The 26164-nt window shown below is 76.1% G+C and carries 20 protein-coding genes; 19 read left to right on the forward strand and 1 reads right to left on the reverse strand.

Features of this window, described 5'->3' with window-relative positions:
- The first annotated feature begins 75 nt into the window (after positions 1–75).
- Both ACI79B_RS06840 and ACI79B_RS06845 read left to right on the forward strand, forming a co-directional pair.
- On the forward strand, positions 76–3312 hold the full coding sequence (locus tag ACI79B_RS06840; protein ID WP_457000077.1) for a hypothetical protein: 3237 nt from the start codon (positions 76–78) through the stop codon (positions 3310–3312).
- Positions 3313–3534: 222 nt separating this feature from the next.
- On the forward strand, positions 3535–6228 hold the full coding sequence (locus tag ACI79B_RS06845) for a LuxR C-terminal-related transcriptional regulator (protein WP_456926777.1): 2694 nt from the start codon (positions 3535–3537) through the stop codon (positions 6226–6228).
- A 15-nt stretch (positions 6229–6243) separates the two neighbouring features.
- On the opposite strand, the gene bldD is transcribed toward ACI79B_RS06845, so the two are convergent.
- Positions 6244–6780 carry a transcriptional regulator BldD gene (gene bldD / locus ACI79B_RS06850; protein ID WP_456926778.1) on the reverse strand — a complete coding sequence of 179 codons (537 nt, stop codon included), beginning with the start codon at positions 6778–6780 and terminating at the stop codon, positions 6244–6246.
- A gap of 231 nt (positions 6781–7011) precedes the next feature.
- Here bldD and pyrR point away from each other — a divergent pair, with 231 nt between their 5' ends.
- The 17 genes from pyrR to ACI79B_RS06935 all read left to right on the forward strand — a co-directional run bounded on the left by pyrR (position 7012) and on the right by ACI79B_RS06935 (position 26148).
- The gene (pyrR, locus tag ACI79B_RS06855; RefSeq protein ID WP_456926779.1) at positions 7012–7605 is read left to right on the forward strand and encodes a bifunctional pyr operon transcriptional regulator/uracil phosphoribosyltransferase PyrR; all 594 of its coding nucleotides are present in this window, start codon (positions 7012–7014) and stop codon (positions 7603–7605) included.
- Positions 7602–8525, forward strand: a complete 924-nt coding sequence (locus tag ACI79B_RS06860; RefSeq protein WP_456926780.1) for an aspartate carbamoyltransferase catalytic subunit — start codon at positions 7602–7604, stop codon at positions 8523–8525. The genes pyrR and ACI79B_RS06860 overlap by 4 nt, the downstream gene beginning before the upstream one ends.
- A gap of 69 nt (positions 8526–8594) precedes the next feature.
- Positions 8595–9881: a dihydroorotase gene (locus tag ACI79B_RS06865; protein ID WP_456926781.1), complete on the forward strand. Its 1287-nt coding sequence runs from the start codon at positions 8595–8597 to the stop codon at positions 9879–9881.
- Entirely contained in the window at positions 9878–11044 is a 1167-nt protein-coding gene (carA, locus tag ACI79B_RS06870) for a glutamine-hydrolyzing carbamoyl-phosphate synthase small subunit (RefSeq protein ID WP_456926782.1), read from the forward strand. The genes ACI79B_RS06865 and carA overlap by 4 nt, the downstream gene beginning before the upstream one ends.
- Positions 11044–14364 (forward strand): carbamoyl-phosphate synthase large subunit, encoded by a 3321-nt coding sequence (carB, locus tag ACI79B_RS06875; protein ID WP_456926783.1) that lies wholly within the window; start codon positions 11044–11046, stop codon positions 14362–14364. The genes carA and carB overlap by 1 nt, the downstream gene beginning before the upstream one ends.
- Complete coding sequence (locus ACI79B_RS06880; protein WP_456926784.1) at positions 14361–15695, forward strand: dihydroorotate oxidase; 1335 nt, start codon at positions 14361–14363, stop codon at positions 15693–15695. The genes carB and ACI79B_RS06880 overlap by 4 nt, the downstream gene beginning before the upstream one ends.
- Positions 15692–16570: an orotidine-5'-phosphate decarboxylase gene (gene pyrF, locus ACI79B_RS06885; protein WP_456926785.1), complete on the forward strand. Its 879-nt coding sequence runs from the start codon at positions 15692–15694 to the stop codon at positions 16568–16570. The genes ACI79B_RS06880 and pyrF overlap by 4 nt, the downstream gene beginning before the upstream one ends.
- Positions 16567–16860, forward strand: coding sequence for a hypothetical protein (locus ACI79B_RS06890; RefSeq protein WP_456926786.1), 294 nt, complete (start codon positions 16567–16569; stop codon positions 16858–16860). The genes pyrF and ACI79B_RS06890 overlap by 4 nt, the downstream gene beginning before the upstream one ends.
- Before the next feature lie 297 nt (positions 16861–17157).
- Entirely contained in the window at positions 17158–17514 is a 357-nt protein-coding gene (gene mihF, locus ACI79B_RS06895; protein WP_456926787.1) for an integration host factor, actinobacterial type, read from the forward strand.
- Positions 17515–17566: 52 nt separating this feature from the next.
- A complete protein-coding gene (gene gmk, locus ACI79B_RS06900) occupies positions 17567–18172 on the forward strand; it encodes a guanylate kinase (protein WP_456926788.1) in 606 nt (201 codons plus the stop codon).
- Between the two features lie 55 nt (positions 18173–18227).
- Positions 18228–18491 carry a DNA-directed RNA polymerase subunit omega gene (gene rpoZ, locus ACI79B_RS06905; RefSeq protein ID WP_089305624.1) on the forward strand — a complete coding sequence of 88 codons (264 nt, stop codon included), beginning with the start codon at positions 18228–18230 and terminating at the stop codon, positions 18489–18491.
- Positions 18492–18572: 81 nt separating this feature from the next.
- Entirely contained in the window at positions 18573–19784 is a 1212-nt protein-coding gene (coaBC, locus tag ACI79B_RS06910; protein ID WP_456926789.1) for a bifunctional phosphopantothenoylcysteine decarboxylase/phosphopantothenate--cysteine ligase CoaBC, read from the forward strand.
- A 94-nt stretch (positions 19785–19878) separates the two neighbouring features.
- Positions 19879–21072 (forward strand): methionine adenosyltransferase, encoded by a 1194-nt coding sequence (gene metK / locus ACI79B_RS06915; RefSeq protein WP_456926790.1) that lies wholly within the window; start codon positions 19879–19881, stop codon positions 21070–21072.
- Positions 21073–21307: 235 nt separating this feature from the next.
- Positions 21308–23254 (forward strand): primosomal protein N', encoded by a 1947-nt coding sequence (locus ACI79B_RS06920; protein ID WP_456926791.1) that lies wholly within the window; start codon positions 21308–21310, stop codon positions 23252–23254.
- Between the two features lie 34 nt (positions 23255–23288).
- The gene (gene def, locus ACI79B_RS06925; protein WP_456926792.1) at positions 23289–23822 is read left to right on the forward strand and encodes a peptide deformylase; all 534 of its coding nucleotides are present in this window, start codon (positions 23289–23291) and stop codon (positions 23820–23822) included.
- Positions 23771–24748 (forward strand): methionyl-tRNA formyltransferase, encoded by a 978-nt coding sequence (fmt, locus tag ACI79B_RS06930; protein ID WP_456926793.1) that lies wholly within the window; start codon positions 23771–23773, stop codon positions 24746–24748. Before def ends, fmt begins: the two co-directional genes overlap by 52 nt.
- Positions 24745–26148, forward strand: coding sequence for an RsmB/NOP family class I SAM-dependent RNA methyltransferase (locus ACI79B_RS06935; protein ID WP_456926794.1), 1404 nt, complete (start codon positions 24745–24747; stop codon positions 26146–26148). Before fmt ends, ACI79B_RS06935 begins: the two co-directional genes overlap by 4 nt.
- Positions 26149–26164: the final 16 nt, after the last annotated feature.

A 26164-nucleotide genomic window follows, 5' to 3' on the forward strand; every position in this document is an offset into this window, starting at 1 on the left:
GAGGGGCGGCCGGTCCGGCCGCCCCTCCCCGTGCCCCGGATCCACCCGGTCCCATCCCGTACGGAGTTGACGAGCGTGACGCAGGCCCTCAGCCCCGCGAGCACGGACGAGCGCCGCGTGTACGGGTTGACCCCGGGCACCGAGCTGCTCGGGGAGTACCAGGACTCGGCCTACCAGGAGCCGAAGTACCTCATCCAGCGGGTCGACGGGCAGACGATGCAGCTGCCCCGGCTGTTGTACGGGGTGGCCCGTGCCCTCGACGGTCGCGACGCCGGACGGATCGCCGAGACGGTCAACGCCGAGCTGGGGCAGGAGCTCACCGAGGACCAGGTGCGGTTCCTCATCGAGGAGCGGCTGTACCCCGCCGGCATCGTCGCCGTGGGTGGCGCGGTGCGGCAGGAGCCCGGCGGCACCACGGTCGACGACACCTCCTCCGTGAGCGCGGGAGCAGCGCAGCAGACCGCCCCCGCGCCCGTCCCGATGCCGGTCAGGAACGACCTCCTCCTGGCCCTGCGCTACCGCGCCGGGGTGATCCCCGCCGGGGCGGCAGACCGGATCGGGCGCGTCCTCCAGCCCCTGTTCGCCCGGCCGGTGTGGGTGGTCCTGGTGGCCGCCTTCGTGGCCGTCGACGTCGCGATCGTCGCGGGCGGTGACCTGCTGGCAGAGTCCGTCGCGGGGGTCCAGACGGTCATCGAACGCCCGTCCCTGCTCCTCGCGATCCTCGGCCTCACCGTCGTCACCGGGGCGATCCACGAGTTCGGTCACGTCTCGGCCTGCCGCTACGGCGGCGCCCGCCCGGGCAACGTCGGCGTGGGGATCTACATCGTCTGGCCGGCGCTCTACAGCGACGTCACCGACAGCTACCGCCTCAGCCGGGCCGGCCGCCTGCGCACCGACCTCGGCGGGGTCTACTTCGACGCCATCAGCCTGGCCGTGCTCGGCCTGGTCTACCTCCGCACCGGGGAGACCTGGCTCCTGCTCGCCCTCATCGGCATGCACGTCGAGACGGCCTGGCAGTTCCTGCCGTCCATCCGGCTGGACGGCTACTACATCCTGGCCGACCTGGTGGGCGTCCCCGACCTGTTCGGCTACGTCAGGCCGGCGTTCCTCAGTGTGCTCCCGGGCCGGCCGGTGCACCCCAGGGTGGCCGAGCTCAAGCCCCGCGCCCGCCGGACGGTGGTCCTCTGGGTCCTGGTGGTCGTCCCGACCCTCGCCGCGTGGCTGGTCTTCTTCGTCGTCGCCGCGCCCCGGCTGATCCCCGCGGCGTGGCGGTCACTGCAGCAGTACCTGCAGGGGCTCGACGCCGCGGTCCGCGCCGGCGACGTCGTCACCACGTCGCTCGGCGTGTTCCAGATGCTGCTCCTCGCGCTGCCCTGGATCGGCACCGTCCTGATCCTGTGGATGCTGGTCGACATCGTCCGGCAGAAGCGCCGGGCCCGCGGCGCCAGGAGCCGGATCAGCCCGGCCACCGGCGTGGCCCTGCGCCGCGGCGCGGGGCTGGCGGTCCTGGCCGGCACCGGCTGCCTGTTGGTGGCACGGGTGGCCTCGGTCGCCTCCTCCCGTCCGGCGACGGATGAGGAGACGGCGCTGGTCGATACCGCGCTCGCCTCGATCCACGGTGCGGACGACCCGTCGGTGGCCGCGGGGGAGTGGCTGGCGCACGCCCAGCTCACCCTGTACGCCGCCGTGACCGGTGCTTTCGACCGGCACGCCACGGCCGTCGCCGGGGCCCGGGAGCTCTCCGTGCTGGCCTCGGCCGTCCTGGTGGTGTGCCTGGTCACCCTCGTCCTGCACCGCCGGCTGCGACCGCTGGCCGTCGTCCTGCCGCTCGCGGCCGTGGCGGCGATGGGCCCGGTGGTGACCGAACTCGCCACGGCCGGGTCCGCCGTCCTCGGGGCCGCGTGGACGGCGCTGGGGCTCGTCGTCCTGGGGCCGGCTCGCCACCCCCTCACCGGGGTCGCCGGCGTACTCGCGGTCGCCGTCGGCCTGGCCACCGAGCCGCTGGTCGCCGTGCCGTTCGCGGTCTGCGCGGCGGCGACGCTCCTCGCGGGCTCGCCGCGCTGGTACCGGCAGGCGTGGTGGCCGGCGCGGGACGCCGCCGGCGACGGGAGGCACAGCCGCCGCGCCCCCGTGACCTCCCGGCACCGGCGTCCCGACGACCTCCGGCGGTCCGCCGCACGGTGGTCCGGGGTGGCCGTGCTGGTCCTCGTCGGAGGTCTCGCCGCAGCGGTCCCGGTGGAGCGGACGGGACGTCCGCTCGACCCGTCGGAGCGGACCGTCCTCGTCCTCGCGGCGGCGGTCGTCGTGGTCGCCGCGCTCGCGGTGCGGCGCATGCGTCCCCCGGCCGTGGCGACGGGTGCGCTGCTCATCCTGGCCGCGCTGCCGTGGCCGGGCGCCGGCAGCGCCGCGGTGCTCGCCGTCGTCGCCGCGGTCGTGCTGGCCGCGGTGCTCGTCGACGGCGTGGTGCGCCTCCCCGTGCCGCAGCGTCCGCACCCGCTCCTGCGGGGGCTCGTCGTCGTCCCGGCCGTGGTCCTGGTCGTCGTCGGCACGCTGTTCCAGCCCGGCAGGGCGGTCCCCCTGCCGCACGCTGCGCTCGCTGCCTGGATCCAGGCGCCGGAGGCCGACGACGGCACCGTCGCCGTCCCCGCGCAGCTGTGGGGCGACCTGGTCAAGGACGGCGTCGCACCCGACCGGCTGGTCCACGCCGGATCCGCCGCGGCAGACACCGCTGACTGGGCCGTCGCGGTGGGGGACACGGCAGCGGCGGAGAGTCGTGTGGCCCGGTTCGGAACCGGGCCGGCGGCGCTCGTCGTCCTGCGGTCGGCCCACGCGGAGGAGCGCGAGCGGGACGCCGAGGCCGATCGGGCCGCGCAGGTCGCGGCCGAGCAGCGGGCAGCCGCTGCCGCCCTGGCCGTCCGGCAGGCCTTCGGCAGTTCGTTGGCGGGCAACCCCCGGCTGGACGCGGCTCCCGAGGTGCGCACGGCGCTGCGTGACGGCTCGGTCGACGAGCGGGTGCTGGGGGCGCTGGCCGCCTTGACGGCCGACCACGACCTGGCCGTCGCTGCAGGTCCGGGGTGGACCGCCCCGGCTGCCGCGGAGGCGCCCCACCACGACGTCGAGATCACCTGGTTCGACGACCGGCCGACCCCGGCGCCGGGCGTGACCACCGAGCTCCGGGACCGGCTGGCCGCCCTGCCGCCGGAGCACGCTCCCACGCGGGTCGTGGAGGGAGCACACGGCCTGGTGCTCGTCTGGGAGCGGCAGGTCCGCGAACCCGCGAACGCTCCGTCCCCACCGAGTAGTGAGGAGTGAGGACGCGACGGGAGATCGGTCGGACCACGTCGTCGTCCGGAATAAGGGAACGAGAACGTCTGTCACCGCCCCGATCGCGGTTACGGTTCTTGCAAGGCGGGAGTCACGTCGCAGGGGGAGAGCCTTGATCGAGCCAACGTCGACGGGCGGGCGGTCCGCACACCGGGTGGATCGGCCGGGCCGTGCCGCCCGGGAGTGGGCGTCCGGCGACCTGTCGGGCTGATGGAACCGCATCGGTGGCCGCTCGTCGGGCGTGACGACGAGTGCGCAGCCATCGCCGAGGCGCTGGAGACCGAGCCGGCTCGGAGCATCGTGATCGCGGGGCCGGCCGGGGTCGGCCGGACACGGCTGCTGCGTGAGGCACTGGCCTGGGCTCGACTCCGCGGGCGGCGCACCCGCTCGGCCGCGGCGTCTCACGCGGCCGCGGCCGTTCCGCTCGGTGCCCTGGCACCCCTCCTGCCGACGATCGAGGTGACCGCGCCGGACCCCCTCCCGCTGCTCCAGATGGCGGCTCAGGCCATCGCCGGTGACCGGGTCGGCCCCGCGCCCGTACTGGGCGTGGACGACGCCCAGTTCCTCGACCCGTTGTCGGTGACGCTCCTGCACCAGCTCGCGGCGAGCGGTGGGGTGACGTTGGTCCTCGCGGTCCGCACCCAGCCCCTCCGTGCCGATCCCTCGTCGCACCTGTGGAAGGACGAACTGGCCACGCGGCTGGACGTCCGGCCGCTGGGCCGCCACGACACCCAGCACCTGGTCGGCGCCGTGCTGGAGGGCGACGTCGACAGCAGGACCTGCGAGCGACTGTGGCGGCTCAGCGAGGGCAACCCGCAGTACCTGCGCGAACTCCTGGAAGACGGACTCCGGACCGGACGGCTGCACCGCCACCGCGGCCTGTGGCGGTGGGGAGGAGCCGTGGTCCCGTCCTCCCGTCTCACGGAGATCGTCCTGGCTCAGCTCGGGGACCTGGGGCCCGAGGAGTGGCGGGCCATGGAGGTCCTCGCGACCGCTGAGCCGATCAGCGTGCACGAGGTCGCGGAGCTCAGCAGCCTCGAGGCCGTCGCCTCGCTGCAGCGACGTGGTCTCATGACCGACGCCACGGAGCGGGACGGCGAGGTCAAGGCAGCCCATCCGTTGTTCAGCGAGGTCGTCCGCGACCGCGCTCCGGAGGCGGTCCTGCGCACCATCCGCCACGACCTGGCCGCCCGGGCGGCTGCCAGGTCCCCCGAGGAGTGGGTGCGCCGTGGGGCACTCCTGCTGGACGACGCGCTGGCCTCACTCGATGCCGCGGTCCTCGCGACGGCCGCCCAGCAGGCCGTCGAGCTGCAGGAGTTCGCACTGGCCGAGCGACTGGCGCGGGCCGGCGTCGACGCCGGGGGCGGGACACGGGCACAGCTCGCGCTCGTCGAGGCGGCCTGGTGGCAGGGCCAGGCGGTGCGCAGCGCCGAGCTGGCCCACCAAGCGGTGCTCGTGGCCGACTCGGACGAGGACCGGGCCCGCCTCGCGACGATCGAGGTGCTCACCCTCTTCTGCGGCCTGGGGCGGGCCGACGACGCCCACGCCGCCCTCCGGTCAGCCGCCGGCAGAGTCGGGTCGCCCGAGGGCAGGGCGGTCCTCGGCGCCACCGAGGCGGTCCTGGCGCTCCTGAGCGGGGACCCCGGGGAGGCGGTGCGGCTCGGCAAGTCCGTGCTCACCTCGGCCCCGACCGGGCTCGCCGAGCCGCTCGCGGCCGCGGCCACGGCGGCGGGTCTGGCGGTGACCGGCCGGACCGGTCGGGCGCTGGCCACCGTCCGGTCCGGGTGGGCGGCGCTCGACGCCCTGTCGGCCGGGCGCGAACTGGCCTTCGTGCGCATCGCGCTGGCTCAGGCGGAGGTCGTGGCCCTCCACCTCGGCGGGCGGGTCGGGGAGCTCGAGTGCCGGGCGGCCGAGCTGTACCAGCGCAACCTCACCGCGCCCGAGTGGGCCGGAGACGCCATCGCCTGCCTGCACCGCGGCTGGGCGGCGCTGGCGGCCGGGAGGCCACGCGTCGCCCTGCGCTGGCTGCAGGAGGCCCTGTCCGGTCTCGAGGAACAGGATCCCGCAGGCTTCCTGCCGCTGTGCACCGCACTCACGGCCACAGCCCACGCGCAGACGGGGGACGCCGAGGCGGCGCGGCTGCTGGTCGAGCAGGACGCGGGGACGCTCACGGCCGCGATCCACGAGCCCCACGTGCGGATGGCCGAGGCCTGGCTCGCAGCGGCGGAGGGACGACGGTCGGACGCCGGGGCGCGGGCGCTCGTCGCAGCAGAGGTCGCCGCCCGCCAGGGACAGGCGGCCGTCGAGGCGGTGGTGCTGGCCGGTGCCCTGCGCTTCGGCCGGGCCCGGGACGTCGTCGGCCGCCTGGAACTGCTCTCCCGGCGGCTCGACTCCCCCCTCGTGGACGCGGCCGCCCGATGGGCGCGTGCCAGCGTCGACTCGTCCGCCGAGGAGCTCGACCGGGTCAGCCGGCTCCTGGAGGAGGTCGGCGTGCTGGTGTTCGCGGCCGAGGCCGCGGGGGAGGCGGCGGCGGCCCACGAGCGCGCCGGCAGACGTCAGGCCGCGGTCCTGTCCCGGTCGCGTGCAGAGGGACTGACCCGGGCCTGCGGGCTGGTGGACCTGACGGGCACGGACGGCCGGCTGCCTCCCCGGCTCACCCCACGCGAGGAACAGGTGGCGCAGCTGGCGGCACGAGGGCTGAGCAACCAGGAGATCGCCGATCAGCTGGTCCTGTCCGTGCGCACCGTCGAGGCGCACCTCGCCCACGTGTACGCCAAGCTGGGCGTCAACGGCCGGGCCGACCTGGTGGGGGCGCTGTCGTCGTGCGGGATCCACCCGGAGGCGGTCCAGGCGCTGTCCGGTGGGCGGGGGATCAGGAGGAGAGCGGGATCGCGGCCGGTCTGACGCGGGCCGGTCGCCTCAGCGCGGGGCGCGGCGGCGGTCCCAGCTGTCGTCCTCGTCGTCGACGGGGGCGCCGACGCCGTCCATGCCGGGGTTGAGCACGCCCCACTCGATGAGCCGGGTGGTGAGTTCGTCGGGGCTCATGTCGTAGATGATCGCCAGCGACTTGAGGTCCTCCGCGCGGATGGAGAGGACCTTGCCGTTGTAGTCGTGGCGCTGCGCCTGGATGGTCGAGGCGTAGCGGGCGAGCGGGCCGGCCTCGTCGGCGGGCAGCGAGCCCAGCGACTCGAGGTTCAGCACGATCTTGGTCGTCGAGGTCACGGCCGAGGAGGGGCGCGGGTCGGGCAGCAGCTCGGAGACCGGCACGCCGTAGAAGACGGCGAGCTCGGAGAGCCGCTGGACGGTCACCGCGCGGTCCCCGCGTTCGTAGGACCCGACGACGACGGCCTTCCAGCGACCGTGCGACTTGTCCTCCACGCCTTGGAGGGAGAGACCCTGCTGGTTGCGGATGGCCCGCAGCCGGGCGCCGAGTGCCCGTGAGTAGTCGGTGCTCATGCGTCTCTGCTCACTGTCCGTCGTCGTGTCCAGGGCTGGTCCGTCACGCAGCGTACTCACATGTGGCGGATGGCAACAGCGCCTCCCTCGTGCGGGCCATCCTGGGACTCCCGCGCCCACCTGCGGGACCACGACGCGCGACGACGGTCACACGGAGGGGTGCAGTACGGTCGAGACCGGTCCACCCCACTCCTTTAACGACCCGTCCCGTGAGGCGGGGAAGGAGGCCTGATGGCCGGCACGACCGGGCCCCTGCCCGGTAACCAGTCCACCGACCCGTCCGACGGCCCGGCGCCCACCGTGCTGCTCGCCGCCGCCGACGTCGCCCGCGTCGTCGACCGCATCGCCCACCAGGTGATCGAGAAGGCCGGCGACGCCCTGCCCGACGTCGTCCTGGTCGGCATCCCCACCCGCGGCGCCCCGCTGGCCCGCCGGCTGGCCGCCCGCATCGCCGCCTTCGCCGGCACGGCGGTCGACGTCGGCACCGTCGACATCACCCTCTACCGCGACGACCTGCGGATGCGCGGCGTCCGGGCGCTGGAGGACACCGTCCTGCCGCCCGCGGGGATCGACGGCCGGCTGGTCGTCCTCGTCGACGACGTCCTGTTCTCCGGCCGCTCGGTGCGCGCGGCACTCGACGCGCTGCGCGACCTCGGCCGGCCCCGCGCGGTGCAGCTGGCGGTGCTGGTCGACCGCGGCCACCGCGAGCTGCCGATCCGCGCCGACTACGTGGGCAAGAACGTGCCCACCTCGCGCGCGCAGAAGGTGCGGGTGCACCTCGCCGAGACCGACGGCGCCGACGAGGTGCTGGTGACGAGCCGGTGAAGCGGCACCTGCTGGACGCGGCCGACCTCGACCGCGCCGACGCCACGCTCGTCCTCGACACCGCCGCGCAGATCGACCAGGCCCTGGCCGGCCGCGAGGTCAAGAAGCTGCCCACGCTGCGCGGCCGCACGGTGGTCAACCTCTTCTACGAGGACTCCACCCGCACCCGCATCTCCTTCGAGCTGGCGGCCAAGCGGCTGTCCGCGGACGTCATCAACTTCTCCGCCAAGGGCAGCAGCGTCTCCAAGGGCGAGAGCCTCAAGGACACCGCGCTGACGCTGGAGGCGATGGGCAGCGACGCGATCGTCGTGCGCCACTCGGCGTCCGGTGCCCCGCACCGGCTGGCCGGCTGGGTGCGCGGCAGCGTCGTCAACGCCGGCGACGGCACCCACGAGCACCCCACCCAGGCGCTGCTGGACGCCTACACGATCCGCCGCCGGCTGGGCCGGCTCGACGGCGTGCGGGTGGCCGTCGTCGGCGACGTCCTGCACAGCCGGGTGGCCCGCTCCAACGTCTGGCTGCTGACGACGCTCGGCGCGGAGGTCACCCTCGTCGCGCCGCCGACGCTGCTGCCGGTCGGCGTCGGGTCCTGGCCGGTGCAGGTCTCCTACGACCTGGACGCCGTGCTGCCCAAGGCCGACGTCGTGATGATGCTGCGGGTCCAGCTCGAGCGGATGAACGCCTCGTTCTTCCCCAGCGCCCGCGAGTACAGCCGTCGCTACGGCCTCGACGCCGTCCGGATGGCCGCGCTGTCCGACGACGCGATCGTCATGCACCCCGGCCCGATGAACCGCGGCATGGAGATCGCCGCCGACGTCGCCGACTCGGTCCGCTCGACGATCGTCGAGCAGGTCGGCAACGGCGTCAGCGTGCGGATGGCCGTCCTCTACCTGCTCCTCGGCGGGGGCCCCGGTGAGTGAGCACCGCAGCGAGCGCCGGCGAGCGAGGAGCGGAGCGAACGGCCGAGCGGAGCGAGGGAGTGTGACGGCGTGACCACGCTGATCAAGGGGGCGCGCGTCCTCGGCGGCGAGCCCGCCGACCTGCTGCTGAAGGACGGCCGGGTCGCCGCGGTCGGGGACCGGCTGTCCGCGGCCGGCGCGACCGTCGTCGACGCGGACGGGCTGGTCGCGCTGCCCGGCCTGGTCGACCTGCACACCCACCTGCGCGAGCCCGGCCGCGAGGACGCCGAGACGGTGGAGACCGGCAGCCGCGCCGCGGCGCTCGGCGGGTTCACCGCGGTGCACGCCATGGCCAACACCGACCCGGTCGCCGACACCGCCGGCGTCGTCGAGCAGGTCTGGCGGCTGGGCCAGGAGGCCGGGCTGGTCGACGTCGTGCCGGTCGGCGCGGTCACCGTCGGGCTGCGCGGCGAGCGGCTGGCCGAGCTCGGCGCGATGGCCGACTCCGCCGCCCGCGTGCGGGTCTTCTCCGACGACGGGCACTGCGTCGCCGACCCCGCGCTCATGCGCCGCGCGCTGGAGTACGTGAAGGCCTTCGACGGCGTGGTCGCCCAGCACGCCGAGGAGCCGCGGCTGACCGCCGGCGCGCAGATGAACGAGGGCGACCGCTCCGCCCGGCTCGGGCTCACCGGCTGGCCGGCCGCCGCCGAGGAGGCGGTCATCGCCCGCGACGTGCTGCTCGCCCAGCACGTGGGCGCCCGGCTGCACGTCTGCCACGTCTCCACCGCCGGCTCGGTGGAGATCCTGCGGTGGGCCAAGTCCCGCGGCGTGCAGGTGACCGCCGAGGTCACCCCGCACCACCTGCTGCTCACCGAGGCCTGCGCCGAGTCCTACGACCCGGTGTTCAAGGTCAACCCCCCGCTGCGGACGGACGCGGACGTGGAGGCCCTCCGGCAGGGCCTGGCCGACGGCACGATCGACGCCGTCGCCACCGACCACGCGCCGCACGCGGTGGAGGACAAGGAGAGCGAGTGGGCGCAGGCCCGGCCCGGGATGCTCGGGCTGGAGCAGGCGCTCTCGGTGGTGCTGGAGACGCTGGTGGAGCCCGGCCTGCTCGACTGGGCCGGCGTCGCCGACCGCATGTCGGCCCGCCCGGCGGCCATCGGCCGCCTGACCGGCCACGGGCGCCCGATCGCGCCCGGGGAGCCGGCCAACCTGCTGCTGCTCGACCCCGCCGCCCGGGCCACCGTCGACCCGGCCGCGCTGGCCAGCCGCAGCCGCAACAGCCCCTACTCCGGCCGGGAGCTGCCCGGCCGCGTGGTCGCCACGTTCCTGCGGGGCGAGGCGACCGTCCTGGACGGAAAGGCACAGAAGTGAGCGAGGCGATCCTCGTCCTGGAGGACGGACGGACGTTCCGCGGCGAGTCCTACGGCAAGGTCGGCACGACGGTCGGCGAGGCGGTGTTCGCCACCGGGATGACCGGCTACCAGGAGACGCTGACCGACCCCAGCTACGCCGGCCAGATCGTCACGATGACCGCGCCGCACGTCGGCAACACCGGGGTCAACGGCGAGGACGACGAGAGCCGCCGCATGTGGGTGGCCGGGTTCGTCGTCCGCGACCCGGCCCGCCGCCCGGCCAACTGGCGGGCCACCGGCAGCCTCGACGACGAGCTCGCCGCGCAGGGCGTCGTCGGGATCAGCGGGATCGACACCCGCGCCCTGACCCGCCACCTGCGCGAGCGCGGGGCCATGCGCGCCGGCATCAGCAGCGAGTCCACCGACCCCGACGCGCTGCTCGCCCGCGTGCGCGCCGCCGAGGGCATGGTCGGCGCCGACCTCGCGCCGCACGTGAGCACCCGCGAGCCCTACGTCGTCCCGGCGGTGGGGAAGCGGCGGTTCACCATCGCCGCGCTCGACCTCGGCATCAAGACCGCGACCCCGCGGCACCTCGCCGAGCTCGGCGTCGAGACGCACGTGCTCCCCTCGACCGCGACCGCGCAGGACCTGCTCGCCGCCGGCCCCGACGGCGTGTTCCTGTCCAACGGCCCCGGCGACCCGGCCGCGGCCGACTACGCCGTCGCCGCGGTGCGGGGCGTGCTCGACGCCGGCCGGCCGCTGTTCGGCATCTGCTTCGGCAACCAGATCCTCGGCCGGGCGCTGGGCCTGGGCACCTACAAGCTGCGCTTCGGCCACCGCGGCCTCAACCAGCCGGTGCTCGACCGGGTCAGCGGCACCGTCCGGGTGACCAGCCACAACCACGGGTTCGCCGTCGACGCGCCGCTGGACCGGCCCACCGACACCCCCTACGGCCGGGTCGAGGTCAGCCACGTCGGCCTCAACGACGACGTCGTGGAGGGGCTGCGGCTGCTCGACGCCCCGGCGTTCAGCGTCCAGTTCCACCCCGAGTCCGCCGCCGGCCCGCACGACGCCGCGCCGCTGTTCCAGCGGTTCGTCGACCTCCTGCAGGCCACGCGGGACGGCGGGGACGCGGTCAGCCCGGCGCCGCGGGTCCAGTCCAGCACGGGGGAGAACGCCTGATGCCCAAGCGCACCGACATCTCGCACGTCCTGGTCGTCGGCTCCGGGCCGATCCTCATCGGCCAGGCCGCGGAGTTCGACTACTCCGGCACCCAGGCCTGCCGCGTGCTGCGCGCCGAGGGCCTGCGGGTCAGCCTGGTCAACAGCAACCCGGCGACGATCATGACCGACCCCGACGTCGCCGACGCCACCTACGTCGAGCCGCTGACGCCGGAGTTCGTCGAGCGGGTGATCGCCAAGGAGCGCCCCGACGCGCTGCTGGCCACCCTCGGCGGGCAGACCGCGCTGAACATCGCGATCGGCCTGTACGAGAACGGCACGCTGGAGCGCTACGGCGTCCGGCTCATCGGCGCCGACGTCGACGCGATCAACCGCGGCGAGGACCGGCAGAAGTTCAAGGACATCGTCCGGTCCATCGGCGCCGACGCCCCGCGCTCGCGGGTCTGCGCCACCGTGGAGGAGGCGCTGGAGACCGCCGCCGAGGTCGGCTACCCGGTCGTCATCCGGCCCAGCTTCACCATGGGCGGCCTCGGCTCCGGGTTCGCCACCGACGAGGCGATGCTGCGCCGGATGGCCTCCCACGGCCTGGCCGACTCCCCGGTGCACACCGTGCTCGTCGAGGAGTCGGTGCTCGGCTGGAAGGAGTACGAGCTCGAGCTCATGCGCGACCGCAGCGACAACGTGGTCGTCATCTGCTCGATCGAGAACGTCGACGCGATGGGCGTGCACACCGGCGACTCGGTCACCGTCGCGCCGGCGATGACGCTCACCGACCGCGAGTACCAGCGGATGCGCGACGTCGGCATCGCGGTGCTGCGCGAGGTCGGCGTCGACACCGGCGGCTGCAACATCCAGTTCGCGGTCAACCCGGCCGACGGGCGCCTGGTCGTCATCGAGATGAACCCGCGGGTGTCGCGGTCGAGCGCGCTGGCGTCGAAGGCCACCGGCTTCCCGATCGCCAAGATCGCCGCGAAGCTCGCCATCGGCTACACCCTCGACGAGATCACCAACGACATCACCGGGGTCACCCCGGCGAGCTTCGAGCCGGCGCTGGACTACGTCGTCGTGAAGATCCCGCGGTTCGCCTTCGAGAAGTTCCCCGGTGCCGACCCGCGGCTGACCACGACGATGAAGAGCGTCGGCGAGGTCATGGCGATGGGCCGCAACTTCCCCGAGGCCCTGGGCAAGGCCATGCGGTCGACCGAGACGAAGGTGGCGGGCTTCTGGACCGAGGCCGTCGGGGCCGGCGGGGCGGGTGGCGACGCTGCCGGGTCGAGCGCCGAGGAGCTGCTGGAGGCGCTGCGCACGCCGGTCGACGGCCGGTTGTACGTCGCCGAGGCCGCGCTGCGCGCCGGCGCCACCGTCGAGCAGGTCGCCGAGGCCAGCGGGTTCGACCCGTGGTTCGTCGACCAGATCGCGCTGGTCGGGGAGGTCGGCGCGGAGGTCCGGGAGGCGCCGGCGCTCACCGCCGCGGTGCTGCGGCGGGCCAAGCGGCACGGGCTGTCCGACCGGCAGATCGCCGCGCTGCGGCCGGAGCTGTCGGGGGAGGACGGCGTCCGGCTGCTGCGCCACCGGCTCGGCGTCCGGCCGGTGTTCAAGACCGTGGACACCTGCGCCGCCGAGTTCGCCGCCCGCACGCCGTACCACTACTCGTCCTACGACGAGGAGACCGAGGTCGAACCGCGGGAGAAGCCGGCCGTGCTGATCCTCGGCTCGGGGCCCAACCGGATCGGGCAGGGCATCGAGTTCGACTACTCGTGCGTGCACGCGGTGATGGCGCTGCAGGACGCCGGCTACGAGGCCGTGATGGTCAACTGCAACCCCGAGACCGTCTCCACCGACTACGACACCGCCGACCGGCTGTACTTCGAGCCGCTGACCTTCGAGGACGTCCTCGAGGTGGTCGAGGCCGAGCGCGCCGCGGGTCCCGTGGCCGGGGTGATCTGCACCCTCGGCGGGCAGACGCCGCTGGGGCTCGCGCAGCGGCTCAAGGACGCCGGCGTGCCGGTGCTCGGTACTTCGCCGGAGGCCATCGACGACGCCGAGGACCGCGGGGCGTTCTCCCGGGTGCTGGCCGACGCCGGCCTGCTCGCGCCCAAGCACGGCACGGCGACGACGTTCGCCGAGGCCCGCGCGATCGCCGCCGAGATCGGCTACCCGGTGCTGGTCCGCCCGTCCTACGTGCTCGGCGGGCGCGGCATGGAGATCGTCTACGACGACGCCACGCTCGAGGCCTACATCGCCAAGGCCACCGACGTCAGCCCCGCCCACCCGGTGCTGGTCGACCGGTTCCTGGAGGACGCCGTCGAGATCGACGTCGACGCGCTCTACGACGGCACCGAGCTCTACCTCGGCGGCGTCATGGAGCACATCGAGGAGGCCGGCATCCACTCCGGCGACTCCGCGTGCGCGCTGCCGCCGATCACGCTGGGCTCCTCCGACCTGGCGCAGATCCGCGCCGCCACCGAGGCGCTGGCCGCCCGGATCGGCGTCCGCGGGCTGCTCAACGTGCAGTACGCGCTCAAGGACGACGTCCTCTACGTGCTGGAGGCCAACCCGCGGGCCAGCCGGACGGTGCCGTTCGTGTCCAAGGCGACCGCGGTGCAGCTGGCCAAGGCCGCGGCGCGGATCGCGGTGGGGGAGACGATCGCCGAGCTGCGCACCGCCGGCGTGCTGCCCGCCACCGGCGACGGCACCGACCTGCCCGAGGACGCGCCGATCGCGGTCAAGGAGGCGGTGCTGCCCTTCCACCGGTTCCGCACCGTCGAGGGCCACGGCGTCGACACCGTCCTGTCGCCGGAGATGAAGTCCACCGGCGAGGTCATGGGCCTCGACGACGGCTTCGGCACCGCGTTCGCCAAGTCCCAGGCCGCCGCCTACGGCTCGCTGCCCACCGAGGGCACGGTGTTCGTCTCGCTGGCCAACCGGGACAAGCGGGCCGCGGTGTTCCCGGTCAAGCGGCTGGCCGACCTCGGCTTCCGCGTCCTCGCCACGGCCGGCACCGCGCAGGTGCTGCGCCGCAACGGCGTCGCGTGCGAGGTGGTCGGCAAGTACAGCGAGGGCCCGGGCAACTGCGTCGAGCGGATCCTGGCCGGCGACGTCGACGTCGTGGTCAACACGCCGTTCGGGTCGCCGGGCAACAGCGGGCCGCGGCTGGACGGCTACGAGATCCGCACCGCGGCGGTGGCCGCCGGCATCCCGTGCGTCACCACGGTGCAGGGGCTGGCGGCGGCGGTGCAGGGCGTCGAGGCGCTGCGCCGCGGCGGCCTCGGGGTGCGCAGCCTGCAGGAGGTCCACGCCGCGCTCACGGCGACCCCGTGAGCGTCGTCGTCGGGGCCGTGCGGGACGACCTGGTCGCCCGCGGGCTGGTCGACGGGCTGGCGGCGTCGTTCCTCGCCGGGGTCACCCGGTTCGCGACGCCGCCGGCCGACGAGCTCGCCGCCCTGCGGGCCGGCGCGGAGGGCCTGGCCGCGCGGCTGGCGGCGGGGGAGGCCGGCGACGGCGACCTGCCGTTGCTCACCCGTGTGGCGTTCTTCGCCGGGCACGGCGGGCTGCTCGCCGCGCACGGGGTGCGGACGCCGTCCTACGACCTGCTCGGTTCCTACCGCGACAACCTGCCGACCCCGGTCGGCCCGCGGCTGCCGCGGCGGCCGCGGGCCGGCGACCGGCGGTGGCGGGTGCTCGGCCGCGACGTCGGCTTCCCGATCGGCGTGCCGGCCTGCGTGCTCAACGGCGGGGAGGAGTGGGTCCGCTTCCACGCCCGCAACGGGTTCAGCGTGCTCACCTACAAGACGGTGCGCAGCCGGGCGCACGAGCCGAACGTGCAGCCGAACTGGACGTTCGCGCCGCGCCCGCCGGGCGACGCCGTCGTCTCCGACCCCTGGGACTGGGTGGAACCCGGCTCCCCGGACGTCAGCACGGTCAACTCCTTCGGCGTCCCCTCGCCGGCGCCGCAGGAGTGGATGGCCGACCTCGAGCGGTCCCTGGCCGCCGTCGACGCCGACCAGCTGCTGCTGGTCAGCGTCATGGGGTCCGGCGACGGCCTCGCCCTGGTCGACGACTTCGCCCGCGTCGCGGCGATGGCGCAGGAGGCCGGCGCGACCGTCGTCGAGCTGAACCTGTCCTGCCCGAACACGCTGTCGGCCTCGCCGGACGGCGTGAAGCCGCCGCTGTGCCTGGACGCCGACGCCACCGTGGCCGTGGTCGAGGGCGTGCGCCGGGCGCTGGACGACCGCACCGGGCTGGTCGCCAAGCTGTCCTGGCTCGACGAGGACCGGCTGGCCGCGCTGGTGCCCCGGCTGGTGCCGCTGGTCGACGGCGTCGCCGGCATCAACACGGTCGCGAGCCGGGTGGTGCGCGGCGACGGCGAGCCGACCTTCCCCGGCCGCGCGGTGGCCGGGCTGTCGGGGGCGGCCGTCCGCGGGCGGGCGCTGGACCTCACCCGCCGGCTGGTGGCGCTGCGCGAGGCGTCCGGCCGGCGCTTCGACGTGCTGGCGATGGGCGGGGTGACCGACCCGGCGTCGTTCGCGGCGCTGTGGGAGGCCGGCGCCGACGCGGTGCAGTCGGCGTCGGGCGCGTTCGCCGACCCCTTCCTCGCCCGCGACTGCATCGCCGTCCACGGCGACACCCTGTCGCGGTCGGTGCCCCGGTGAGCCCGCCGTTCGGGCAGCGGCTCGCCGACGCCGTCGCCGCCCGCGGGCCGCTGTGTGTGGGCATCGACCCGCACGCGCCGCTGCTGGAGCGCTGGGGCCTGGCCGACGACGTCGACGGGCTGCGCCGGTTCACCGACACGGTGGTCGACGCGCTGGCCGGCGAGGTCGCCGTGCTCAAGCCGCAGTCGGCGTTCTTCGAGCGGCACGGCTCCCGCGGCCTGGCCGTGCTGGAGGACGCCGTCGCCCGGGCCCGCGCCGCCGGGGCGCTGGTGCTGCTGGACGCCAAGCGCGGCGACATCGGCTCGACCATGGACGCCTACGCCGACGTGCTGCGCCCGGAGCACCCGTGCGCCGTCGACGCGCTCACCGTCAGCCCCTACCTCGGGCCGGGCTCGCTGCAGCCGGCCGTGGACACCGCCCGGCTGACCGGCGGCGGGCTGTTCGTGCTGGCCCGCACGTCCAACCCCGACGCCGGCACGCTGCAGCACGCGGCGGTGGGGGAGCGGTCGGTGGCGCAGGTCGTCGTCGACACCGTCCGCGGCTGGAACACCCCCGGCTGGGTCGTCGGCGACCCGCTGCCCGACCTCGGCGCGGTGCAGGACCTCGGCAGCCGCTGGGGCGCCACGACCGGGTCCTTCGGCGTCGTCGTCGGTGCCACGCTGCGCGAGGTCGACGTCGACCTCGACGGGCTCGGCGGCCCGGTGCTCGCGCCGGGGCTGGGCGCCCAGGGCGGCTCGGCGGCGGACCTGCGGCGCCTGTTCGGCGCCGGCCGCGCCGTCGTCCCCACCGTCTCCCGCGACGTGCTCGCGGCGGGCCCGGACCCCGCCGGGCTGCGCGCCGCGGCCGCCCGCTGGGCGGGGGAGCTCGGGCGGTGAGGCGCGCGGTGCCCTGGCTGGTCGCGGGACTCGGAGTGACCCTCGCCGTCGCCGGCGTCGCCGTGTTCTGGTGGACGAACACCCGCCCGCCGTCGGACCACGGCTGGACCGCGTACGCGCCCCTCGCGGAGGTCGACTCCGTCCACGAGAGCGCGCTGACCCTGACGTCCGGCCCCGGGTCGGTCCTCTGGGACACCGGGCACCTCGTCGGGGCCGCCCTCGCGGTCGCCGGTGCGCTGGTGCTGGCCGCGGTCGGCGGGTGGGTCCTGGGCCGGCGGTCGGCCCGCTGACGGGCTGCCCGGGCGCGCCGCCCGGCGTGTCACGTCCGCGCGCGGCGGGGTCGCCGGGCCGATACGAATGCGTTTCGTATACTTCGTGACCTGCGGTGTTCACGGAGGGTCACAGCGGGCCTCCACCAGGCGTCACGAGCGGGCGACCGGAGATCGAAAAGGTCGTGCAAACAGCGCGTGACCTGCGGATTCGGGGTTACTAGGTTGATCGTCGGTGCCCAGACCGCGGGCCCGCACCCGACACCGCACGTACCCGCCGGGTCGCAGATCCCCGGCAACGACACGATGGGACGCACCATGCCCCTCCCCGACCTGTCCCCCGAACAGCGTGCCGCCGCACTGGAGAAGGCCGCCGCCGCCCGCAAGGCGCGCGCCGAGCTCCGTGAGCGGCTCAAGAGCAAGGGCGCCACGGTCGGCGACGTCCTCAAGCAGGGCGAGACCGACGAGGTCATCGGCAAGATGCGCGTCTCCGCCGTCCTGGAGTCCCTGCCCGGCGTGGGCAAGGCGCGGGCTGCGAAGATCATGGAGCGGCTCGAGATCTCCCCGACCCGCCGGGTGCGCGGCCTGGGCGCCAACCAGCGCAAGGCGCTGGAGGCGGAGTTCGGCGGCGATCCGGTGGCCGCCGACCAGGTGCCCGCCGACTCGACGGCCTGAGGTCGCGGTACCGCTCCACCCGTCCGACGCCAGCACCACGAGGGACCACCCGTTGCCGACTGCCCAGCCGATCCCTGCCCCGGCGCGCCTGACGGTGCTCTCCGGACCCTCGGGGGTCGGCAAGGGCACCGTCGTCGCCGAGGTCCGCCGCCGGTACCCCGACGTGTGGGTCTCGGTGTCGGTGACCACCCGCCGGCAGCGCCCGGGAGAGGTCGACGGGGTGCACTACCACTTCATCGGTGACGCCGAGTTCGACCGGCTGGTCGCCGAGGACGGCCTGCTCGAGTGGGCCGAGTACGCGGGCAACCGCTACGGCACGCCGGCCGCCCCGGTCCGCGAGCGCCTCGCGGCCGGGGCCCCGGCGCTGCTCGAGATCGAGCTGCAGGGCGCCCGCCAGGTGCGGGCGCGCGCCCCGCAGGCGCAACTGGTCTTCCTCGCCCCGCCGTCGTGGGCCGAGCTCGAGAGCCGGCTGGCCGGCCGCGGGTCGGAGCCGCCGGCCGTGCAGGAGCGCCGGCTGGCCATCGCGCAGGCCGAGCTGGACGCCGCGGGGGAGTTCGACGTCGTGGTGGTCAACGACGACGTCGCGAGGGCCGCCGACGAGTTGGTAGGATTGCTGGTCGCGCCGTCGGCAGGAAAGGCTGCCGGCGCCTCCGAGTGACCGGCCACCCGAGGCCCCTCACTCCCACCGAGCCAACCGAGGAGCACGCCCGCCCGTGTCCGGAGTCGCACCCGCCCCCGAGGGCATCACCAACCCGCCGATCGACGAGCTGCTCGAGCGCACCAGCAGCAAGTACGGCCTGGTGATCTTCGCCGCCAAGCGCGCGCGCCAGATCAACGCCTACTACAGCCAGCTCTCCGAGGGCCTGCTCGAGTACGTCGGCCCGCTGGTCGACACCGCGCCCCAGGAGAAGCCCCTGTCGATCGCGCTGCGCGAGATCAACGAGGGCCTGCTCACCCACACCGCCGGCGACAACTGAGGCCGTCCGGCCCCCAGGAGTGGTGACGACGCCCCCGGCCCAGGCCGGGGGCGTCGTCGCGTCTGCGGGAGGATGGGGCGCATGAGCCGGATCGTGCTGGGCGTCGCCGGGGGCGTGGCCGCCTACAAGGCCGCCCTGCTGCTGCGCGCGCTGACCGAGGCCGGGCACGACGTCCGCGTCGTCCCCACCCCCGGGGCGCTGCACTTCGTCGGGGCGGCGACCTTCGAGGCGCTGTCGGGCCACCCGGTCACCACCGACGTCTGGTCGGAGGTGCCCGAGGTCGCCCACGTGCGGATCGGGCAGACCGCCGACCTCGTCGTCGTCGCGCCGGCCACCGCCGACCTGCTCGCCCGCGCCGCGATGGGCCGCGCCGACGACCTGCTCACCGCCACGCTGCTCACCGCGCACTGCCCGGTGGTGTTCGTGCCGGCCATGCACACCGAGATGTGGCTGCACCCGGCCACCCAGGACAACGTCGCCACGCTCCGCCGCCGCGGCGCGATCGTGCTGCCGCCCGCCGTCGGCCGGCTGACCGGTCCCGACTCCGGCCCCGGCCGGCTGCCCGAGCCCGCCGACGTCGCCGCGCTGGCGCAGGTGGTCCTCGCGGCGGGCGCCGACGTCGTGCGCGCCGACCTCACCGGCCGCCGCGTCCTGATCAGCGCCGGCGGCACCCGCGAGCCGCTGGACCCGGTGCGCTACCTGGGCAACCGCTCGTCGGGCAGGCAGGGCTGGGCGCTGGCCCGCGTGGCCGCCGCCCGCGGGGCCGACGTCACCGTCGTCGCGGCCAACGTCGACCTGCCCGCGCCGTTCGGCGTCCGCGTCGTCCCCGTCGGGACGGCGGAGGAGCTGCGCGCCGCGATGCTCGCCGAGGCCCCGGAGGCCGACGTCGTCGTCATGGCCGCGGCCGTCGCCGACTTCCGGCCGGCCACCGTCGCGGCCACGAAGCTCAAGAAGGACAGCGCGAGCGAGCCCGACGCCGTCCCGCTGGTGCGCAACCCCGACGTGCTCGCCGAGCTGGTCACCAAGCGCGCCCCCGGGCAGCTCGTGGTCGGCTTCGCCGCCGAGACCGGGGACGCCGACGCCGACGTGCTGGCCCACGCCCGGGCCAAGCTCGCCCGCAAGGGCTGCGACCTGCTGGTCGTCAACGACGTCTCCGGCGGCGGGGTGTTCGGCCGCCCGGACAACGCCGCCGTCGTCCTCGCCGCCGACGGCACCGCCACCGAGGTGCCCCACGGCAGCAAGGACGCCGTCGCCGCGGGGGTCTGGCAGGTCGTCCTGCCCCGTCTCGCCTGACCGGCGGCTGCCACGGGCGGGACGCGCCGGTAAGTTGCTCCCACGGCGCGGGCATGCCGCGCCGTGATCTCGTCACCGACCCAGGGAGAACCGAGTGCCACGCCGCCTCTTCACGTCCGAGTCGGTGACCGAGGGCCACCCGGACAAGATCGCCGACCAGATCAGCGACGCGATCCTCGACGAGATGCTGGCGCAGGACCCGCGCAGCCGCGTCGCCGTCGAGACGCTCATCACCACCGGCCAGGTCCACATCGCCGGCGAGGTCACCACCGCCGGGTACGTCGACATCGCCGACGTCGTCCGCCGGACCGTGCTGCGGATCGGCTACGACTCCTCCCGCAAGGGCTTCGACGGCGCCTCGTGCGGCGTCAGCGTCTCCCTGGGCTCCCAGTCGCCGGACATCGCGCAGGGGGTGGACACCGCCTACGAGGCGCGCACCACCGGCACCACCGACGACGAGATCGAGCGCCAGGGCGCCGGTGACCAGGGCCTGATGTTCGGCTACGCCACCGACGAGACCCCCGAGCTCATGCCGCTGCCGATCGCGCTGGCGCACCGGCTCTCGCGCCGGCTGGCCGCGGTCCGCAAGGACGGCTCGGTGCCCTACCTGCGCCCCGACGGCAAGACCCAGGTCACCGTCGTCTACGAGGACGACCGGCCGGTCGGCGTCGACACCGTCGTCGTCTCCTCGCAGCACGCCGAGGACATCTCCATCGAGCAGCTGCTCACCCCCGACGTGCAGGAGCTCGTGGTGGAGCCGGAGCTGCAGGCCCTCGGCCTGCCCACCGACGGCTACCGGCTGCTGGTCAACCCGACCGGCAAGTTCGTCATCGGCGGCCCGATGGGCGACGCCGGGCTGACCGGCCGCAAGATCATCGTCGACACCTACGGCGGCATGGCCCGCCACGGCGGCGGCGCGTTCTCCGGCAAGGACCCCTCGAAGGTCGACCGGTCCGGCGCGTACGCGATGCGCTGGGTGGCCAAGAACGTCGTTGCCGCCGGCCTGGCCCGCCGCTGCGAGGTGCAGGTGGCCTACGCCATCGGCGCCGCGCACCCGGTCGGCCTGTTCGTCGACACCCACGGCACCGGCACCGTCCCGGACGACGTCCTGGAGAAGGCGGTCACCACGGTGTTCGACCTGCGCCCGGGCGCGATCGTGCGCGACCTGGACCTGCTGCGACCGATCTACGGCCCGACCGCCGCGTACGGCCACTTCGGCCGCACCGACGTCGAGCTGCCCTGGGAGCGCACCGACCGCGTGGAGGCCCTCCGCTCCGCGGTGGGCTGACGGAGGACCACCCTTCCCCCCACGCCTCGCGAGCTCGGCGCGGGCCCCTGGAGGGTGCCCGTTCCAGCACGTCACCGGGTTCGCGGCGGGCCCCTGCAGCGGGGCCAGGATGTCGGACCCGGCGGGGACACTGCTGCGACACGACCCCGCCGAACGGAGAACAGCGCTGTCGAAGGACCCCGCGCCCCTCACCCCTCGCGAGCTCGGGGCGAGCCTCCGCGCGGGGCCGAAGCGCGTGGCCCGGGTCGTCGTCGACGTGCCGCTGGCCCACCTCGACCGGCCGTTCGACTACGCGGTCCCGGACGAGATGGCCGGCGAGGTCCGGGCCGGCTGCCGGGTGCGGGTGCGCTTCGCCGGGCAGCTGGTCGACGGGTTCGTCCTCGAGCTGACCGACGTCAGCGAGTCCGGCCGCACGCTCGCCCCGCTGGCCAAGCTGGTCTCGTCCGAGCCGGTGCTCACCCCCGAGGTGGCCGCGCTGGCCCGCTCGGTCGCGCAGCGCTGGGGCGGCACGCTGACCGACGTCCTGCGGCTGGCCGTCCCGCCGCGCCGGGCCGCCGCGGAGAAGCGCCCGCCGGCCGAGCCCGCCGATCCGCCGGCGCCGCCGGACCCGGCCGGCTTCGCCCGCTACCCGACCGGGCCGGCGCTGCTGGCCGCCGTCGCCGAGGGCCGGCCCGCCCGTGCGGTGTGGACGGCGCTGCCGGGGGAGGACTGGCCCGCCCGGCTGGCCGAGCTGTGCCAGGCGGCGCTGTCCGGCGGCCGCGGCGCGCTGGTGGTCGTCCCCGACGGCCGCGACCTGGACCGGCTGGAGGCCGCGGCCGGCGCGCGGCTGCCGAAGGGGTCGTTCGTCGTGCTCCGCGCCGACGCCGCCCCCGACGCCCGCTACCGCCGCTTCCTCGACGCCGCCCGGGGCAGCGCGAAGGTCGTCCTCGGCACCCGCGCGGCGGCGTTCGCGCCGGTCGCCGACCTGGGCCTGGTCGCGATCTGGGACGACGGCGACGACCTGCACGCCGAGCCGCGCGCCCCCTACGCGCACGCCCGCGACGTGCTGGTGCACCGCGCGCACCTGTCCTCGTCCGCCGCCGTCGTCGCGGCCACCGCGCGCACCGCCGAGGCCGCGCTGCTGGTGGAGAGCGGCTGGGCGCACGAGCTCGCCGCCGACCGCGCCACGCTGCGCGCGGTCGCCCCGCGGGTGCAGGCCCTCGGTGAGGACCACGAGCTGGCGCGGGACCCCGCCGCGCGCACCGCCCGGCTGCCCAGCCTCGCGCACCGGGTGGCCCGCGCGGCGCTGGCCGAGGGCACCCCGGTGCTGGTGCAGGTGCCGCGCGCCGGCTACGCGCCGGGGCTGTCCTGCGACCGCTGCCGGGCGCCGGCCCGCTGCGCGGTCTGCTCCGGACCGCTGGGCATCGCGCCCACGCCCGGGCCGGGCGGCTCGCGGGTGCCCGCCTGCCGCTGGTGCGCCCGCCCCGCGGCCACCTTCGACTGCCCGCACTGCCACGGGACGAAGCTGCGGGCCTCGGTCGTCGGCGCCAACCGCACCGCCGAGGAGCTGGGCCGGGCCTTCCCCGGGGCACCGGTGCGGGTGTCCGGGCGCGGGTCCGGTGTGCTGCCGTCGGTGCCCGCCGGGCCGCAGCTGGTCGTGGCCACGCCGGGCGCCGAGCCGGTCGCCGAGGGCGGCTACGGCGCCGCGCTGCTGCTCGACTCGTGGGCGCTGCTCGGGCGGGCGGACCTGCGGGCGGGGGAGGAGACCCTGCGCCGCTGGATGAACGCCGCCACGCTGGTGCGGGCGCACGGCTCGGTCGTCGTCGCCGCCGACGCCGCGCACCCCGTCGTCCAGGCGCTGGTCCGCTGGGACCCGGGCTGGCTGGCCGAGCGCGAGCTCGCCGACCGCCGCGAGCTCGGCTTCCCGCCGGTCACCCGGATGGCCGCGCTGTCCGGGTCGCCGGCGGCGCTGGCGGAGTTCCTCGGCGCCGCGCGGCTGCCCGACGACGCCGACCTGCTCGGCCCGGTGCCCGAGCCGCCGCGGCCCGGGCAGGAGGGCGAACGCGAGCGGTACCTCGTGCGGGTGCCGCGCACCGAGGGCCTGGCCCTGGCGACCGCGCTGGCCGAGGTGCAGGGCGTGCGCAGCGCCCGCAAGGTGCCCGAGCACGTGCGCGTCCAGCTCGACCCGCTCGACCTGGTGTGACGGGTCCCCGCACGCCCCCACCTACGCTGGGCGGGTGAGCGTCACCCCCATCCGGCTGCTGGGCGACCCGGTCCTGCACCGGCCCGCGGCACCCGTCGTCGACTTCGACGCGGAGCTGCGCCGGCTCGTCGCGGACCTGACCGACACCATGCACGCCGCCGGCGGCGCCGGGCTCGCCGCGCCGCAGATCGGCGTCGGGCTGCGGGTCTTCACCTGGTACGTCGACGGCGAGGTGGGCCACCTGGTCAACCCCTCGGTCGACCTCGTCGGCGACGAGACCGAGGAGGCGCCCGAGGGCTGCCTGTCCATCCCGGGCTTCCGCTTCGACTGCCGGCGGCACCTGCACGTCGTCGCGACCGGGTGGAACGTGCACGGCGACCCGGTGCGGGTGGAGGGCTCGGACCTGCTGGCCCGCGCGGTGCAGCACGAGGTCGACCACCTCGACGGCGTCGTGTTCGTCGACCGGCTCGACCCCGAGGCCGCCGCCGCGGCGCGGGCCGCGCTGGCCGAGGCCGAGTGGGCCGGCATGGCCGCCTGGGTCCCGCGCGTGGAGGTGAGCCCCCACTGAGGCTCCTGTTCGCCGGGACGCCCGAGGCCGCCGTCCCCTCGCTGGAGGCGCTGCTGGCCTCCGACCACGAGGTGGCCGCCGTGCTCACCCGGCCCGACGCCCGCTCCGGCCGCGGCCGGAAGGTCAGCCGCTCCCCGGTGGCCGAGCGCGCCGACGCCGCCGGCCTGCCGGTGCTGCAGCCCCGCTCGCCGCGCGAGCCGGAGTTCCTCGCGCAGCTCGCGGACCTCGCCGTCGACTGCGCGCCGGTGGTCGCCTACGGCGCGCTGGTCCCGCCCGCGGCGCTGGAGCTGCCCGCGCACGGCTGGGTCAACCTGCACTTCTCGCTGCTGCCGGCCTGGCGCGGCGCCGCGCCCGTGCAGCACGCGGTCATGGCCGGCGACGAGGTCACCGGCGCCTGCACCTTCCGGCTCGAGCAGGGCCTGGACACCGGCCCGGTCTTCGGCCTGCTCACCGAGCCGATCGGCCCGCGCGACACCGCCGGCGACCTGCTCGGCCGGCTCGCGGTCAGCGGCGCACGGCTGCTGGTCGCCACCCTCGACGGCATCGCGGCCGGCACGCTCGTCCCGCGGCCCCAGCCGGCCGAGGGGGTCAGCCTGGCCCCGCGGATCGAGACCGCCGACGCCCGGGTCGACTGGGAGCTGCCGGCGCACGTCGTCGACCGGCGGGTGCGCGGGGTGACCCCCGCGCCGGGCGCGTGGACCACCTGGCGCGGCGACCGGCTGCGCCTGGGCCCGGTCGAGCCGCTGCCGACCGCCCTGGCCCTGGCACCCGGCGAGGTGTCGGCCGGGCCGGGCGGCGTCGTCGTCGGCACCGGCCGCGGCCCGGTGCGCCTGGGCGAGGTGCAGCCGGCGGGCAAGCGGATGCTCCCGGCCGCCGACTGGGCCCGCGGCGCCCGCCCGGCGCCCGGCGAGCGGTTCGGCGCATGAGTCGCCCGCCCCGGCGCCCGGCCGGCCCCCGCGGCGGGCGCCGCGACCGCTCGCCCCGCCGTCCGGCCCTCGACGGCGCCCGGCTGACCGCCTACGACGTCCTCGACGGCGTCTCGGCGCGGGAGGCCTACGCCAACCTGCTGCTGCCGCAGCTGCTCCGCGAGCGCGGGCTGGACCCGCGCGACGCGGCCTTCGCCACCCAGCTGGCCTACGGGGCGCTGCGCGCGCAGGGCACCCTCGACGCGGTGCTGGCCCGGCTGGTGGACCGCCCGCTGGCCGACCTCGACCGGCGCGTCCTGGACCTGCTCCGCCTGGGCGCGTACCAGCTGCTGGACCTGCGGGTGCCGGCGCACGCCGCCGTCGCGACCACCGTCGACCTCACCCGCGCGATCGTCGGCGCCGGCGCGTCCGGGCTGGTCAACGCCGTGCTGCGCAAGGTGGCCACCGGCGGGGACCGCGCCGCGTGGCTCGAGCGGCTCGGCGCCGACGGCGACCGGCGGCTGGCGCTGGCCACCGACCACCCCGGGTGGATCGTGGCGGCCTGGCGCGAGGCGCTGGGCGGCGATGCAGCTGGGGACGCCGAGCTCGAGGAGGCGCTGCTCGCCGACGACGCCGCGCCCGAGGTGCACCTGGTCGCCCGGCACGTGCCCCGGGAGGAGCTGGCCGAGGAGTCCGGCGGGACGCCCGGGCCGTGGTCGCCGTACGCGGTGCGCCTCGGCGGGGGAGACCCCGGGAAACTGCCGTCGGTGCGGGCGGGCCGGGCCGCGGTGCAGGACGAGGGCAGCCAGCTCGCCGCGCTGCTCCTTCCCCGCGCGCCGCTGGAGGGTGACGACACGCGCTGGCTGGACGTCTGCGCGGGGCCCGGCGGCAAGGCGGGGCTGCTGGCCGCCGTCCGCCCGGCCGGGGTGCACCTGACCGCCGCCGACCGCGCGCCGCACCGCGCCGAGCTGGTCCGCGGGGCGCTGGCGGGGGAGGACGACGTCGAGGTGCTCGTCGCCGACGGGCGCGAGCCGCCGTGGGCGCCGGGCTCGTTCGACCGGGTGCTGCTCGACGCGCCGTGCACCGGGCTGGGCGCGCTGCGCCGCCGGCCGGAGGTGCGCTGGCGGCGCACGCCCGACGACGTCGGCCCCCTGGTGGACCTGCAGACCGCGCTGCTCGACCGCGCGCTGGCCTCGGTGCGCCCCGGCGGCGTCGTCGCCTACGTGACCTGCTCGCCGCACGCCGCCGAGACCGTCGCGGTCGCGGACGCCGCGGCCGCGCGGGACGACGTCGAGGTGCTCCCCGTGGCGCCGCTGTTCCCCGAGGTCCCCGGGATCGAGCGCGGCCCGTACGGGCAGCTGTGGCCGCACCGGCACGGCACCGACGCGATGTTCCTGGCCCTGCTGCGCCGCACCCGCTGAGACGCGCGGGGCCCCA

This window comes from Geodermatophilus sp. SYSU D00879, assembly GCF_054050375.1.

What these genes read in the sequence shown, in the direction of transcription:
- ACI79B_RS06845 (WP_456926777.1), top strand. Translation starts at nt 3,535, where the DNA reads ATGGAACCGCATCGGTGGCCGCTCGTCGGGCGTGACGACGAGTGCGCA.
- carB (WP_456926783.1), top strand. Translation starts at nt 11,044, where the DNA reads ATGCCCAAGCGCACCGACATCTCGCACGTCCTGGTCGTCGGCTCCGGG.
- bldD (WP_456926778.1), bottom strand. Translation starts at nt 6,780, where the DNA reads ATGAGCACCGACTACTCACGGGCACTCGGCGCCCGGCTGCGGGCCATC.
- mihF (WP_456926787.1), top strand. Translation starts at nt 17,158, where the DNA reads ATGCCCCTCCCCGACCTGTCCCCCGAACAGCGTGCCGCCGCACTGGAG.
- ACI79B_RS06935 (WP_456926794.1), top strand. Translation starts at nt 24,745, where the DNA reads ATGAGTCGCCCGCCCCGGCGCCCGGCCGGCCCCCGCGGCGGGCGCCGC.
- coaBC (WP_456926789.1), top strand. Translation starts at nt 18,573, where the DNA reads ATGAGCCGGATCGTGCTGGGCGTCGCCGGGGGCGTGGCCGCCTACAAG.
- pyrR (WP_456926779.1), top strand. Translation starts at nt 7,012, where the DNA reads ATGGCCGGCACGACCGGGCCCCTGCCCGGTAACCAGTCCACCGACCCG.